The sequence below is a fragment of the Streptomyces alanosinicus genome (assembly GCF_014650595.1).
Lineage (GTDB): Bacteria > Actinomycetota > Actinomycetes > Streptomycetales > Streptomycetaceae > Streptomyces > Streptomyces alanosinicus.
Genome location: NZ_BMVG01000047.1, coordinates 24820 through 38464 on the forward strand (window position 1 = coordinate 24820; position 13645 = coordinate 38464).

At 70.0% G+C, this 13645-nt stretch carries 12 protein-coding genes; 8 read left to right on the forward strand and 4 right to left on the reverse strand.

Annotated features, from left to right (window positions below):
• Positions 1-227 precede the first annotated feature (227 nt).
• Both IE277_RS40880 and IE277_RS40885 read left to right on the forward strand, forming a co-directional pair.
• On the forward strand, positions 228-1325 hold the full coding sequence (locus IE277_RS40880; RefSeq protein WP_189958794.1) for a serine hydrolase domain-containing protein: 1098 nt from the start codon (positions 228-230) through the stop codon (positions 1323-1325).
• On the forward strand, positions 1322-2098 hold the full coding sequence (locus IE277_RS40885) for a MerR family transcriptional regulator (protein ID WP_189958795.1): 777 nt from the start codon (positions 1322-1324) through the stop codon (positions 2096-2098). The genes IE277_RS40880 and IE277_RS40885 overlap by 4 nt, the downstream gene beginning before the upstream one ends.
• Positions 2099-2213: 115 nt before the next feature.
• On the opposite strand, the gene IE277_RS40890 is transcribed toward IE277_RS40885, so the two are convergent.
• Positions 2214-3569: an NsdA family TPR-like regulatory protein gene (locus IE277_RS40890; protein WP_189958818.1), complete on the reverse strand. Its 1356-nt coding sequence runs from the start codon at positions 3567-3569 to the stop codon at positions 2214-2216.
• A 127-nt stretch (positions 3570-3696) separates the two neighbouring features.
• Between IE277_RS40890 and IE277_RS40895 the strand changes: the two genes are divergently transcribed.
• The 4 genes from IE277_RS40895 to IE277_RS40910 all read left to right on the forward strand — a co-directional run bounded on the left by IE277_RS40895 (position 3697) and on the right by IE277_RS40910 (position 5898).
• Positions 3697-4089, forward strand: coding sequence for a hypothetical protein (locus IE277_RS40895; RefSeq protein WP_189958796.1), 393 nt, complete (start codon positions 3697-3699; stop codon positions 4087-4089).
• Positions 4086-4520 (forward strand): ATP-binding protein, encoded by a 435-nt coding sequence (locus IE277_RS40900; protein ID WP_189958797.1) that lies wholly within the window; start codon positions 4086-4088, stop codon positions 4518-4520. Before IE277_RS40895 ends, IE277_RS40900 begins: the two co-directional genes overlap by 4 nt.
• A 220-nt stretch (positions 4521-4740) precedes the next feature.
• Positions 4741-5397: an RNA polymerase sigma factor gene (locus tag IE277_RS40905; RefSeq protein WP_189958798.1), complete on the forward strand. Its 657-nt coding sequence runs from the start codon at positions 4741-4743 to the stop codon at positions 5395-5397.
• Positions 5398-5415: 18 nt separating this feature from the next.
• Entirely contained in the window at positions 5416-5898 is a 483-nt protein-coding gene (locus IE277_RS40910) for a hypothetical protein (protein ID WP_189958799.1), read from the forward strand.
• A gap of 738 nt (positions 5899-6636) precedes the next feature.
• Here the strand turns inward: IE277_RS40910 and IE277_RS40915 are convergent.
• Together IE277_RS40915 and IE277_RS40920 are read right to left on the reverse strand one after the other, a co-directional pair.
• Positions 6637-9237 (reverse strand): helix-turn-helix transcriptional regulator, encoded by a 2601-nt coding sequence (locus IE277_RS40915; RefSeq protein WP_189958800.1) that lies wholly within the window; start codon positions 9235-9237, stop codon positions 6637-6639.
• 199 nt (positions 9238-9436) lie between these two features.
• Positions 9437-9907 (reverse strand): hypothetical protein, encoded by a 471-nt coding sequence (locus tag IE277_RS40920; protein WP_189958801.1) that lies wholly within the window; start codon positions 9905-9907, stop codon positions 9437-9439.
• Between the two features lie 412 nt (positions 9908-10319).
• On the opposite strand from IE277_RS40920, the gene IE277_RS40925 reads away from it, so the two are divergent.
• Entirely contained in the window at positions 10320-11582 is a 1263-nt protein-coding gene (locus tag IE277_RS40925) for an aminotransferase class V-fold PLP-dependent enzyme (RefSeq protein WP_229882376.1), read from the forward strand.
• 150 nt (positions 11583-11732) lie between these two features.
• Entirely contained in the window at positions 11733-12782 is a 1050-nt protein-coding gene (locus IE277_RS40930; protein ID WP_189958803.1) for a fatty acid desaturase family protein, read from the forward strand.
• Positions 12783-12870: 88 nt separating this feature from the next.
• On the opposite strand, the gene IE277_RS40935 is transcribed toward IE277_RS40930, so the two are convergent.
• Positions 12871-13545, reverse strand: a complete 675-nt coding sequence (locus tag IE277_RS40935) for a thioesterase II family protein (protein ID WP_229882377.1) — start codon at positions 13543-13545, stop codon at positions 12871-12873.
• Between the last annotated feature and the right edge of the window lie 100 nt (positions 13546-13645).

Below are 13645 nucleotides of genomic sequence, written 5' to 3' on the forward strand. Positions count from 1 at the left end.
GGACACCAGCCGCAAAGTGGTGGACAGCATGTCGTCGTCGGTGACGCCCGCGCCGCCGATGGTCTTGCCGCGCCTACGGGCGGCCGCCCGCCCGGCGGGCCATCCACCACTGCCTGATGGGAAGCGACTATGGGCCAGGTCACAGTTGAGGTTGACCTTAGGGCAGGGTGGAGGCTCCTCGCATCGGCACGACGCCGACCAGGGCACAACCGATGTGAAGGAGCAACATGTCCACCAACCTTTCCGGCCAGGAGCAGCATCGTCCGGAGCTGCAGAAGGCGATCGAGGAGTTGGCCGAGTCCGGTTTCCTCTCAGTCCAGCTCCGGGTGAACGACGAGCAGGGCGAGTGGGTCGGCAGTGCCGGTGTGCGCGAGCTGGGCCAGAGCGCCAAGCCGCTGACGGACGGGCACTTCCGCATCGGCAGCAGCACCAAGAGCTTCGTCGCCACCTCGGTGCTCATGCTGGTGGCCGAGGGAAGGATCGGTCTGGACGCCCCGGCCGATGACTACCTGCCCGAGTTCGGTCTCGACCGGCGGATCACGGTGCGGATGCTGCTGCAGCACACCAGCGGGATCTTCAACCACACCGGCGAGCTCTACGAGGACGGGACGATCGTGCTGGGGGTCCCCTGGCAGGGCAAGGAGTGGGTGGACAACCGGTTCAAGACCTACCTGCCCGAAGAGCTGGTCCGGCTGTCGTTGTCCAGGCCGGCGCGGTTCGCGCCGGGTGAGGGCTGGAGCTACGCCAACACCAACTACGTGCTGGCCCGGCTGGTCGTCGAGAAGGTCACCGGCCGTTCGTTCGCCGAGGAGTCGCAGCGGCTGATCCTGGGGCCGCTGGGGATGACCGGCACCGTGGCGCCGGGCGCCTCGCCGGAGATCCCCGAGCCGCACAACCACGGCTACTACCGCTACGAGGACGCCGGGCAGGAGCGGACGGTCGATGTCACCCGTCAGAACCCGTCCTGGGTCGGAGCCGGCGGCGACATGATCTCGACCACTCGGGACCTGCACACGTACTTCTCCGCGCTGATGGGCGGCAAGCTCCTGCCGGCCGAGCTGCTGGCCGAGATGCGCACACCGGAGGCGACGGTCGGCTACGGCCTGGGAGTGTTCGCACAGGAAACGGAGGGCGGCACCGTCTTCCACCACAACGGCGCCACCATGGGCTCGGCGTCACTGATGTACAGCACCCCCGACGGCAGCAAGACCCTGACCGCCGGGCTGACCTGGGTGGACGACGCCGATATGTCGATAGCGCCAGCGTTCCAGACCGCCCAACAGCGTTTCGTGGACGAGGTGTTCTGCGGCAAGCTGGACCGATGAGGAACGGAGTCACGATCGGGCAGGCGGCGGCATTCGTCGGCGTCACGGTGAAGACGGTGCGGCACTACCACAAGCTCGGCCTCGTCGCGGAGCCGGAACGTGACAGCTCCGGCTACCGGCGGTACGGATCCGGCGAGCTGCTGCAGCTGGTGCAGGTACGGACGCTGGCCGCCGCGGGCGTGCCGCTGGCCGAGATCGGGCCCATGCTCGACGCCGGCACCGCGCAATTCGGCGCCGCGCTCGCCGAGGTCAAGCGGCAGCTCACCGAGCGCATCGATGAGCTGGCCGCCCGCCGCGACACGTTGGACCGGCTTGCGGACGGCGATCGGGCCCTGCTGCCCGACCGCGCCTGCGCGGTCCTGGACCGGATGCCCGGCCTCGGCTTCGGCCCCGACTACGTGGCCGCGCAACGTGAGGCCCTGGTGCTGGCCCGGGCGTTGGTGCCGGAAGGCTTCGACGGCTTCCTGGCCCGGCTCGAACACGGGCTCGACGACCCCGAGTACGTCGACCTGATCAAGCGCGGCTCGGAGGCGGAGACCTGGGAACCAGACGACCCGAGGATCGAAGAACTCGCGAACGCCATGGCCGACCGCTACCTCGCCAACCCCGCGCTGCGAGGGGACCACGCCAGTCTGCAGGCATGGGCTAAGGCTTCGGCCCAGTACAAGCTGATCAACAACCACCGCGAGGACCAGGCACCGGTCGCGGCCCGACTGACCGCGCTCACCGAGACCAGACTCCGCTCCGCAGGCGTACCCGTCCCCCACCGATGAGCTCCCGGAAGTCCTTCATCGTGTCACCGTACGTGATCGGCTGCCGGCGTCGGCTCATCGAGGTCTCGGCGTGCTCCTTGTCCGGGCCGGTCAGGGCGCCGTCCTTGCAGCCCCTCTACGCCGCCTTGAGCTTGGCCACCTGCCGCGCACGCTCCTCCAATTCGCGTGCGGCGGCGATTCCGCGGTGGGCGGGCAGAGCCTTGAGGAGCGCCGTGAGGTGCCGGTCACCCCGGGCCGACGACAAGGCCATGTGCTCGTCGAGAAACTCGTTCCATGTGGCACAGGCGGCTTCGACGTGACGCACGGCAATCTGCCGTTCACCGATGACGCCGAGGCAGTGGAGGCGTCCCTGTCGTTCGAGTGGGGATCGGGCCTGGTTCGAGCGGCGCAGGGCTGCGATGGACCCGGCGCGGTCACCGGTTGACCAGCGGACGTGGCCCTCGTGGAAGAGGAGTGCGGCCCGGTCGTAGCCGCCTACGGCGTCGCGGCGGTCGTCAGCGCGGGACAGTGCGGTTTCGGCTTCCCTGAGCCGGGCGAGCGCGGTGCGTCGGTGGCCGGGGACCATTGCGGCGGCGGCGGCCTGTTGTCCGCGCAGGAACGCCACCAGGCGGGGGCCTGAGGCTGGTGCCGCCTCGGCGGCGGCGTCGGCCAGGTCGAGGCCCTTGTGCCCGTGTCCGAGGTGGGTGGCCTGCAGCGACATTCCGCGTAGAGTGCGGCAGTAGGTCACGTGGTCCTCGGCGGCGCCGGCGAGATCGAGGGCCCGAAGGTAGTACTGCTGGCCGAGGCCCTGCTGATCCTCGTACATGGCCATCCAGCCGATCAGGTACACGAAATCCGCGACGGCGGCGCGCATGTCGCGCTGCACCTGCTCTGTGCCGCTCGCCCTCAGGTAGGGGCCGGCCGTGTTCGCCAGCCACGCCGCAGCCATCGGGCGGGCGTGCCCGGCGCCGACCTGGTCGAGGATGTCGGCCACCTTGTCGGTCATGAGCCTGACTGTGTCGACGTCGGCGGCGCCGACGCGCACGGTCCGGCCGGCCTTCACCGCTTCTGTACGTCCGGCGACGTCCTCGAAGCGGGGCACGGCCAGGGCGGCGGCGTACAGCCCGGTTCGCAGCACGCCTCGTCGTGAGGGGTCCATGTCCGCTCGGCTCAGGTCGATCACTCCCGCCACCACATCGCGACCCTCAGCTGGTGTTGTCCCGGTCTCGCCCTCGGCGCCCCAGCCCAACTCAGCGCACGTCACGGGCCGTGCGACCAGCCGTGAGAGCGCCTCGGCGATCGCAGGCCGCGCCTCGGGCTTGGGGATGGACCCGGCGAGCCAGTGAGACACGCTCGTCTTGTCGTAGTGCAGTCGCAATCCCAGCTCACGGCCCACGGCATTCACCCGCCGCGCGAGCTGTGCGTTCCCGACTCCCTCAGCCTGCATGAGGGTTGCCAGAGCTGTGTTCGGTGTTCGCGGTCGACGTGCCATCGATGCACCCCCGAGTGCGTTCAACCAGTTCAACCGATACTCCAGCTTCCTCCCTGTCCCGTGGTGGCGCACCGGCGTTGAGTGATTACCAGCCGTTTGGGGACCGAGTCCGAAGAGGCCCACCACCATGACCGAAGCGTCCGAGGAGACGACACCGCGCGCAGTGCACGACGAGCCTGCCGTTGGTGACGCCCAGTCCGCCGCGATCGACGCCGACACGATCCGCCGCACCTGTGAAGTGGTCTTGTGGGCTCCCCGACTGTCCGGAGAGGAACGGGAGGCGGCTCTGCTGCTCGGCCACGTCAACTTACTGCTGCCCGAGGTGGCTGGCCTTGTCCGTCGTGCACGGGGTGAGGAGCAGCGCACCGGCGTGCACGTCATGGGTTGTGCCCTCCGCGCGCTGCGCGCTGCGGGTGGGGTGGCCCCGGCCGACGCCGACGGCTTGTCGGACATGGCGACATACTGCCGTGCCCTTCTGAACCTGTACCAGCAGCTCAGCGTGGAAGGGGACCAGCGGTGACCCATACGGCAGCACGGCCGCGCAGCCAAGGGCACCCCGGGTACGACCTCGTGCGCGAGCGCGTACCGCAGAGCGGCGAAGAGGCGCGGCGCCTGGTTCGGGTGGCGCTGGCCGCGTGGGGTCTGGGCCGCACCGATGTCGACGCGGCCGAGCTGGTCGTGGCCGAACTCGTCGCGAATGCCGTTCGGCACGCAGTGGGGCGCGCGGTGCGGATCATCGTCGACCGCCCGGACACCGACCGCGTGTACGTCGCTGTCGTTGACCGCGCGCCGCGCCGCCTGCCCGCGCTGCGCGCTCCGGGCCTGGACGAGACCTCAGGCCGTGGACTTTTCCTGATCGACGCGCACGCGCTGCGCTGGGGCTACGACATCCTCGGCGGCACCAGACCCTGGGGCAAACGCGTCTGGGCCCTGCTGGAGACGCGCCCTTGAGCGCCGTCGCACGTCATCCCCTGATACCTCTGTCAGGTTCTGATCCGCCGCCTCTGCGTTCGTCGGCAGTCGAAAAAATCTTGGTCCTGAGTGACGGGAACTGACGGGCTGCTCCGTCCTGTCTTTCAAGCCCAGGGTTTCCCACCCTTGGCCCATCGGACTCGTGCCCTGACTGGGACCACGGGGCCCGAGCTGGTCACACCCGGGAAGGGGGCCGTCGGTGCAGATCGGCGACCACTTCAAGGACTCGCGGGAGGACGGGACGCCCGAGACGCCCCGGCCAGCCGGCGAGTCGGCAGATTCGGCAGCCACCCAGCCGGGTCTGAACTCTGCGGATGAGGAAGCCACTCGTACCGCAGAGAAAATGTCCCTGGAAATCCGTGATGACTTCGCGAAGTACTGCGAGCTGAACACGGAGCGTCTCATCGGGGCCGCTTACCGAGTCACTGGCAGCCATTGGGATGCACAGGACGCGGTCCAGAACGTTTGGCTCAAGTTCTGGGGAAGCTGGCATGATGCAGGTTTCAGGGATTCCGTTTGGAACAACCGTGGCTATTCCTACAAGGCCGTCTTTCGCGCAGCGATTGATCTCATCCGTAGTGAAAAGTCTCGGGCGGAACGAGAAGAAAAAGATGCCAGGAAAGTAGTCGCCAAAGACGACGATTACTTGCGCGTCGATGACGATGACAGCTTCGGCAGGATACTTGAGATCCTGCACGAACTGAATCCGGATTGGCGTCTGGTCATCCACCTGCGCTACGCGCAGGAATTAAAAATCGCAGAGGTGGCAGCTCTCCTTCGAGTCTCGGAGGCGACTGCACGCCGCTACGAGAAGAGGGCCCTCATGGCTCTTAAGGAAGCCTACAAGGGGAACTAGGAAAGGGAGGAAGCCACGGTGCACTTTGCGGAACAGCTCACCTTGGCACTCAACTCCCGATCTTCCTCAGGCGACCGGCCCGACCCCGAGCAATTCCTTGATGAGTTCTTCTCAAAGATAGGGATTGCTCGGGGCGCGGCGGACTGCGGTGCAGCACGGAAAGGGCGCTGCACCCAGTCGGCCGGAGCCGAGGAAGATGACCAGGAGGCATGGCTCGCTCCTCCGACGGCGGAGGACCTCCTGGACGAGCTGCGGGGCCTTCTCCCCGCAGCTGCAGCGGAGAAGGAACGTGAGAAGGAGAAGGGAGGTGTTTACAGGAGGATTGCGGAGATCGTTGAGCAGGTAGACGACGAAACAGCAGCTTTCGTGTGGTGGCTCCACGCGGCACATGCTGGCGACGAAGTGGCCGTCGCAATCGTCGATGAACTTGCCCTCGATCTGTCTGCCGAACGGCCCAGCGTTCCACAGAGCATCCACCGGCTTCAGAACACGACTCGCTGAACAGTTTCAGCATCGGTTCGACTTGCAGTGCCCGTAATGCTGCAGGTCTCATAGTAGAAAGCGGATCAGTGATCAGTATATGCTGCCCATAAAGGCGGCGATGCTCGGAGTGTTGCCTTCGCTATAGGTAGCAGCCGAGAGTTTCGAGGAGGACGTTGATTTCCATCCACGGCTATGGGGGCAGCCTTCCGGGGGGAAGGCGTGAACCAGCCAGCCGTCCTTGATGGAGATCGGCATAGTACAGAGGGCCCGGACACCCGCGGGGGCTGGTGTCCGGGCCCTTCGTTCTGTTCGGCCCGTCTGCAAATTTTGAGCCCGTGGCTCCGTCCTCATATCGAGAACGAGGAGGACCATATGAGTTTCCTGTCCGTTGCCACCGGCAAGAGCAGAGGCGGTACGTATCGATGACACTGCCTCTTATCGTCGCTCTGGCTCTTGCTGGCGTCAGCGTCTATATCTCCTACCGAAATCCACGCCTGGGCGCCGCCATCCTGGTCGGCCTCGGCATCCTCACCGCGCTGTACATGGTCTTGGAGAAAGACCCGTCCGTGTTCCAGGTGGGCGTGCCTCCGACGCCTTCCACAGCTCCGGCGCAGGTCTTCCCGGGCAACCAGACCGAGACGCCGGCCTCTGGGGCATCGCCGTCTACCTCTGCGACTCCCACGAGCGCTTCACCCCCTGCACCGTGACCGTGCGCCGTCTCATGCACGTGGGGCAGGGAGCGAAACGCCCCGGCCGTCAGCCGCGCACGAACGCCCCGTCGGTCGGGCGGGCGGGCAGGTCGGCTCGGCTTGTGACGCCCAGTTTGCGGTAGACGCGGGTCAGATGTTGCTCGACCGTGCTGACCGTCACTCCGAGGCGGGCCGCGATGCCGCGGTTGGTCAGTCCTTCGGCCGCCAGGGCCGCCACCCGTTGCTCGGCGTCGCTCAGGGGGCCGGCCGCGGCGGCGGTGAGTGCGATGGCCGGGCGGTCGGAGCCGGGGAGCAGTTCCTCGCGCAGGCCCACCGCGCCCATCTGCTGGGCCAGGTTCCAGGCGGCCCGCAAGGTGGCGGCCCCCTGTGAGGGGCGGTCGTCGTCGTGCAGGGCGTGGCCGAGGTCGGCCAGTGCCCGGGCGGTCTCCAACCGGTCGCCGGAGCGCCGAAGTTCGTCGACGGACTCGCGCAGCAGGGCGGTACGCCGGCCGGGCGAACCCGTCACGGCCAGCAGGCGCAGACAGGCGCCCCGTACCCGAGGGTGTGTCGCGTCCGGCAGGGTGAGCTGCTCCTCCACCAGGGTACGGGCCCGCCCGAGCCGGCCCATCCGCAGCAGCGCCTGCGCGGCGTCCGTGCGCCACGGCAGCAGCGCCGCCCGGTCCGCCCGCCACGACTGCAGCACCCGGCCCGCCTTGCGGAAGTCGGCGAGCGCGGTGTGCGGCTGCCCCAGGGACAACTGGTGCAGCCCACGGGCGCGCAGGTACTGCACGCCGTACAGACTCGTCAGGATCTGACGGGTCACCGGGTACTGGACGTGCCGGGCCGCCTCGTCGTAGCGGCCGAGCGCGCCGCAGGCCTGCACGAGCACGGCGGCCGGGCCGTACGGGAACGTTCCGCCGCCGGAGGCGGGCAGCGCGTCGAGCGCCGCCGTCGCGTGCCGGCGGGCGCCCTGCGCGTCGCCGATCCGCAGCAGCGCCTCGGCGTGCAGCCCCGCGCAGACCGCTCGCCAGCCGGGCGCGCCGCTCTTCTCCGCCTCGGTGAGCAGCTCTCCGCTCACGAACACGGCGCGCTCGGGCCGGTCCGAGTACAGCAGTGTGCGCACGGCGTTGACGAGCGGGGCGAAGGTGGTGTCCGTCAGCGGTACGGTCCCCAGCAGCGCCTCGCAGTCCGCGGCCGGGGTGTCGAGCAGCGTGGAGACGGGGGAGTGGCCCTCGGCACTCGGGTCCTGCGGTGGACCGAAGAGTGCGACGGCCTCCGTGAACCGGCCCTGGGCGAGCAGCAGCGCGGCGGGCTCACGCGGATCCCACCCCGCGGGCCGGGCCGAACGCGGACCGGTGACCCATGCGGTCAGCCGGGACTCGGCGGCCGCCGGATGCCGGCGGGCGCCGATCAGCGCGAGCCGCAGGGCCACGGCGGCGCGCTCGGCCTCGTCGGGGCAGACGCCATGGGCGAGTTCGAGGAGACGCTCGGCGTCGACGGTGGCGTCTGCGCGCGTCGTCGGGCCGGGGCCGGGCGCCAGCAGGGACCGCGCCGTCTCGACGAGCAGCGTGAAGTCCTCGGGGCGGGCGGGGGAGCGGACGCCGTCCGCCAGCGGGGCGAGCAGATGGTCGGCGACCGCCTCGGCCGGCGCCCCCGCCCCGTGCAGCGCGTGCGCTGCGCTGCGATGCAGGTCACCGCGTGTGCGCGGGGAAGCGTCGGCGAGTACGGCGGCCGGGACGGACGGGTGGCGAAAGCGCAAGCCGTCGAGGAGCCCGCAGGCCCGCAGGGCGGCCAGCGCGCCCTGGACGCTCCGGTCGGCGGGCGGTGCATCGGTGCCGGGGAGGTGCAGCATGCGCGCGACGAGGGGCTCGGTGGCCAGGCCGGCCAGCGTCGCCACCGCGCGGGCGGCCGCCTGGGCCAGGGGCCCGCTGCGGTGCAGACACGTGAGGACGGCCTCGGCGAACGGGCCGTCGGGTGCGGGCGGCGAGGGCGGTACGGCGGCGCCGTCCTCCTGCAGCAGGGCGCGCAGCAGCAGCGGATTCCCGCCGGTGATGCGGTGCAGTTCGGGCGTCGGACGGCCGGGGCCGACCGGTGCCGTCCCCTCCTCGGGCGGATGAGCGGCGGCCCGCGCCGTCTCCTGCGCGGTGAGCAGGCCGAGCCGGATCCGCCGGAAGTGCGGCTGCCGGGTCAACTCCGGGGTGAACAAGGGGTCCTGGGTGTGTTCGGTGCCTGTGGTGGAGGTGGCGACCAGCAGTATGGGGGCCGGGCGGGCGTGTCGTACGAGATGGCGCAGATGGTGCAGGGACTGCGGGTCGGCGTGCTGGACGTCGTCCAGACACAGCACCACCGGCCCGTCCAGGGCCAGCCCGCACAACTCCGCGCAGAATGTCAGCAGCGCCTCCTCGGAGGGTACGGCGTCGTCGGCGCCGGTGCGGGGGAGCGCGAACACCGGTGCGCTGCCGACCAGTTGGCGCAGCACTCCGAGCGGTACCCGGCGTTCCTGCTCGCCGGCGGCGGCGGTGAGGACCAGCGCTCCGGCGGCGGTGGCCCGTTCGGCCACGGCGTCCAGGAGATGGCTCTTGCCGCACCCGGCCGCGCCCTCGATCAGTACCGCTCGGGAACGCCCCACCGCGCAGGTGGTGAGGACCGACTCCAGAGCTTCGGTCACCGATGCTCTGTCCGCCTGCGTCATGAGCCCGCCCTTTCGCCCGAAAGCCGCGCTGGTCGGGGTCAGCATCGAAGCAGCACCTCTAAGCAAGGTGGAGTGGGGACGGAGGTGGGACCGCCCCGGAAAACGCCGAAGCCCCCGCGGCGGCACGGTGGCCGGCGGGGGCGTCACGGTCCGGGCGGCGCTGCCCGGGCGCCGATCAGACGGAGGCGACCTTCGGCCAGCCGATGTCACCGGCGGGCTTGACGGAGGCGCTGACGGCGGTGGCGGTACCGGCCTTGGGCCAGCCGATGTCACCGGCCGGCTTGACGGTGGCGGCCTTGGGCCAGCCGATGCCCGTGTTGGCGGAGGCCGCGACGGCGGTGCCGGCCTTGGGCCAGCCGATGTCGCCGGCGGGCTTGACGGCGGTGGGGGCGGTGGGCCAGCCGATGTCACCCGCGGGCTTGGCGTGGGCGACGGCCGTGGGGGCCGTGGGCCAGCCGATGCCGGTGTTGGCGGAGGCCGTGACGGCGGTCGTGGTCTTCGGCCAGCCGATGGAGTCCGTCGCGGACACCGTCTTCGCCGCCGTCGGCCAGCCGATCGCGTCCGCGGCGGTGGCGACACCGGCGGTGGAGAAGGCGGCGACGGCGACGGTGGCGGCGACGGTGGCGATCCGGGCGATGCGGTTCATGGCGGGCTCCTCGGTGTCAATTCCGTGTTCGTTGCTTGGCAACCTCTTGCCAAGAAGATTGGCAAGGAGATCTCGGGAATCGCTGGGGAATTGGTCGAGGTACGCTCAAGGTATCCGCGAGATACGCTCCAGGAGCCGCGCGAACACGAGTTACTTGCCTGACCAAATAGGCCTTGAGCTGCGAGGACGCCGAGTCCTGGCAGAAGCTCGACCCCTCTGGCAACGCTAGGCAATTCCTAGGAAAGGAAGCCGGAAACGGCCAAGCGCGGGGCCAGCGGGCCCTCGCGCACTTGAGCGCCGCCTGAGCCCATGTTGCCAACTCCCCATCCCTCGCGGCAATGTGTTGCCAAGCATCAGGCAAGAAATTGCCTCAGTCATCTCAGTGACGGGGGAGGCCCCGGAAGTGAACGCGATGTCCCACGGTGACCGGAGGGTCCACCTGAACTCGGCCGGCCTTGGCCGCATGCCCGCCGCCGTACGCGCGGTCCTCACCGAATGGACCCGCTTCGAGGACCGCTACGGACCGTACGAACTGCAGGAACGCCTCGACGACGTGCTGCGACGGGAGGTGTACGAGCGACTGGCCGTCCTGCTCGGCGCGCCGCCCGAGGACACCGTGCTGTGCACCGGGGCCGCCGACGCGTTCGCCGCCGTGCTGTCCCGGCTCCCGCTCGGTCCGCACGACCGCGTCTGGACGACTCCCTACGAGTCGGCCGCGGGCCTCACCGCCCTCAACGCGCTGCGCGCCCGCACCCACTGCCGGCTGGAGGTCGTACCGCTGCGTCTCGACGGCGACCTCGACCTGGAGTGGCTGGCGCAGCACATCGGCGACGACGTCGCCCTGGTCTGCGTCCCGTACGTGCCCTCGGGCTGCGGCATCGTCAACCCCGTCGAGGACGTGGGGCGCATCCTCGCTCCCCACCGAACCCTCTACGCCGTCGACGCCTCGTACGCCGTCGGACAGCTCCCCGTCGACGTCACCCGCATCGGCTGCCAGCTGCTCACCGGGGACGCCTGGCGCTTCCTGCGCGGCCCGCAGTCGGCCGGATTCGTCTATGTGGCACGGGAGTTGCGGCAGGCCCTGGCCCCGTACGACCTCGCCGCTCTCGCTGCGCCGGACGGAGCGGCCGTCGCCGCGTTCAACGAGGCCCTCGGACAGCCCGCCGGGACCGGCCCGGACCAGGACCTGGCCCGGGGCCTGCGCGCGGCCGTGGAGGCGCTGCCCGGCACCGAGCTGATCGCCCCCGGGCGCATCCAGTCCGGCATCGTCACCTTCCGGCACGCCGAGGTGCCCGCCACGCTCATCCGCCGCCGGCTCGCCGAGCGCGGGGTCGTCGTCTGGAAGACCGTCGCCCAGGAGAACCCGCTGTACCTGCCCGGACGCGGTGTCGGCACGGCCGTACGCGCATCCGTCCACCCCGACAACCGCGTCGAGGACATCGAGCTGTTCGCCGAGGCCCTCCAGGGGGCCGTGGCCGAGGGGCACCCGGGCTCGGTACACGTCCCGCGCCCGCCGGCCGCCGCGACCGCGGTGCGCGCCCTGCCGACCATGGTGTCCGTGCCGGCGGCGGGCCGCCGTGTCCCCATCCCCCGGCAGAGGTCGGCCGGGCGGCGGCATCTGACCCTGGTGTCCGGCACACCCCCGCACACCGGCCGGCTCCAGTCCGGGGCCTGAGCGGCTCGCGGCCGGCTCGAAGGGCCGCTCGAACACCAGTGGAACGCCCGGAGTCAGGGGTGTTGCCGCGCTCGGTCTGGGGGCGACAGACCGGTGAATAGGGGTTGATTGCCATTATGCTGGGGAATATCAATCAACATACTGAGTCGCATGGCGAATCCCACAGCGCTGACAGAGCAATTGACGCCGCTCGCCAAAGGGACCGGGAGCGATTTCTCCCGCCTTTCGCGCAGAATTCACGAGGCCGGGCTCATGGCACGGCGCCCTGTCTACTACACCTTGCGATTCGGAGCCGTCGCCCTCGCCCTCGTGACGGCCTGCACCGCGTTCGCCGTGCTGGGGGACAGCTGGCTGCAGCTCCTCGTCGCGGTCGGCCTCGCCGTGGTCTTCGGACAACTCGGCCTCGCCGCCCATGACCTCGCCCACAAGCAGGTGTTCACGCGCCGCCGCCCCACCGAGATCGGCGGGCTGATCGCGGCGAACGTACTGCTCGGCATGAGCTACGGCTGGTGGATGAACAAGCACACCCGCCATCACGCCAACCCCAACCACGAGGAGAAGGACCCCGACGTCGCGCCCAACCTGCTGGTGTGGTCCCGCCGGCAGGCACGCTCGGCCCGGGGGCTTCCCGCGTTCATCGGGCGGCACCAGGCCGCGCTGTTCTACCCGATGCTCACCCTGGAGGGATTCAATCTCAGCGTCGGCAGCTTCCGGGCCCTCACCGCCCCGTCGATGAAGCGGCCCGTCCTCGAAGGAAGTCTGCTCGTCGCGCATTTCGCCGTCTATTTCGGGGCGATCTTCACCGTGCTCTCCCCGGGCAAGGCCGTCGCCTTCATCGCCGTGCACATGGGGCTGTTCGGCCTCTATCTGGGCTCGGTGTTCGCCCCCAACCACAAGGGCATGCACATGATCGCCGAGGGGCAGGAACTGGACTTCCTGCGCCGCCAGGTCCTCACCTCGCGCAACGTCAGCGGCGGTGTGGTCATCGACGCGCTGATGGGCGGCCTCAACTACCAGATAGAGCACCATCTGTTCCCGAGCATGCCCACCCCGGCACTGCCCCGCGCCCAGCGGATCACCGAGCAGTACTGCGCCGAACTGGGCATCCCCTACCACCGTACGGGCCTCATCGCCTCCTACCGCGAGGCCCTGCGGCATCTGCACAGCGTCGGCCAGCCCCTGCGCGCCGCACGACGCTGACCCCGCTCCCCCCACCCGCACGCGAAAAGGCGAAAACCCGGGTCACGAGGACGGGGGAATGCCCGTGACCCGGGTTTTCGCGGTCCGGTCAGCGCAGCCGCGCCTTCAGGGTGGACAGGACGGCCGGCGCCTGCGAGTTGAGGTAGAAGTGCCCGCCGGGGAGCACCTTCAGGTCGAACGCCCCTGTGCTGTGGTCCGCCCAGGCCCGCGCCTCGTCCAGCGTGACCTGGGCATCGTCGTCACCGGTCAGGGCGGTCAGCGGGCAGGACAGCAGCGGTCCCGGCGTGTGGCGGTAGGTCTCCGCGGCCCGGTAGTCGGCACGGATCGACGGCAGGATCATGCGCAGGATCTCCGGATCGCCCAGCACCTGGGTGTCGGTGCCGCTGAGCCGGGTGATGTCCTCGATCAGGCCGTCGTCGTCCAGCAGATGTACCCGCTCGTCCCGCACGGTCGACGGAGCCCGCCGACCGGAGACGAACAGCTCGTGCAGCACCTGGCCGCGCTCCTCGAAGCGCCGCGCCACCTCGTAGGCCAGCGAGGCACCCATGCTGTGCCCGAAGAACGACACCGGCCTGTCGAACCAGTCCCGCAACTCCTCCACCAGCGCGTCGGCGAGCCCGTGGATGCTGTCGATGCACGGTTCGTGGCGCCGGTCCTGGCGCCCCGGGTACTGGATCGCCAGGACGTCGATGCCCGGCTGGAGAGCGCGGGCGACCGGGAAGTAGAAGGACGCCGAGCCGCCCGCGTGCGGGAAGCACACCAGGCGGTGCGGGGCGTCGGGAGCGGGATGGAAGCGCCGTACCCAGGCGCCCGTCCCCGCGTTCGTCGCAGGCGTGGAAGTCGTAGGCGTGGAAGTCGTGGAA

Coding starts and splice junctions, on each gene's coding strand:
- IE277_RS40925 (WP_229882376.1), top strand. CDS start 10,320: ATGTCCCACGGTGACCGGAGGGTCCACCTGAACTCGGCCGGCCTTGGC.
- IE277_RS40895 (WP_189958796.1), top strand. CDS start 3,697: ATGACCGAAGCGTCCGAGGAGACGACACCGCGCGCAGTGCACGACGAG.
- IE277_RS40930 (WP_189958803.1), top strand. CDS start 11,733: ATGGCGAATCCCACAGCGCTGACAGAGCAATTGACGCCGCTCGCCAAA.
- IE277_RS40880 (WP_189958794.1), top strand. CDS start 228: ATGTCCACCAACCTTTCCGGCCAGGAGCAGCATCGTCCGGAGCTGCAG.
- IE277_RS40890 (WP_189958818.1), bottom strand. CDS start 3,569: ATGGCACGTCGACCGCGAACACCGAACACAGCTCTGGCAACCCTCATG.
- IE277_RS40885 (WP_189958795.1), top strand. CDS start 1,322: ATGAGGAACGGAGTCACGATCGGGCAGGCGGCGGCATTCGTCGGCGTC.
- IE277_RS40920 (WP_189958801.1), bottom strand. CDS start 9,907: ATGAACCGCATCGCCCGGATCGCCACCGTCGCCGCCACCGTCGCCGTC.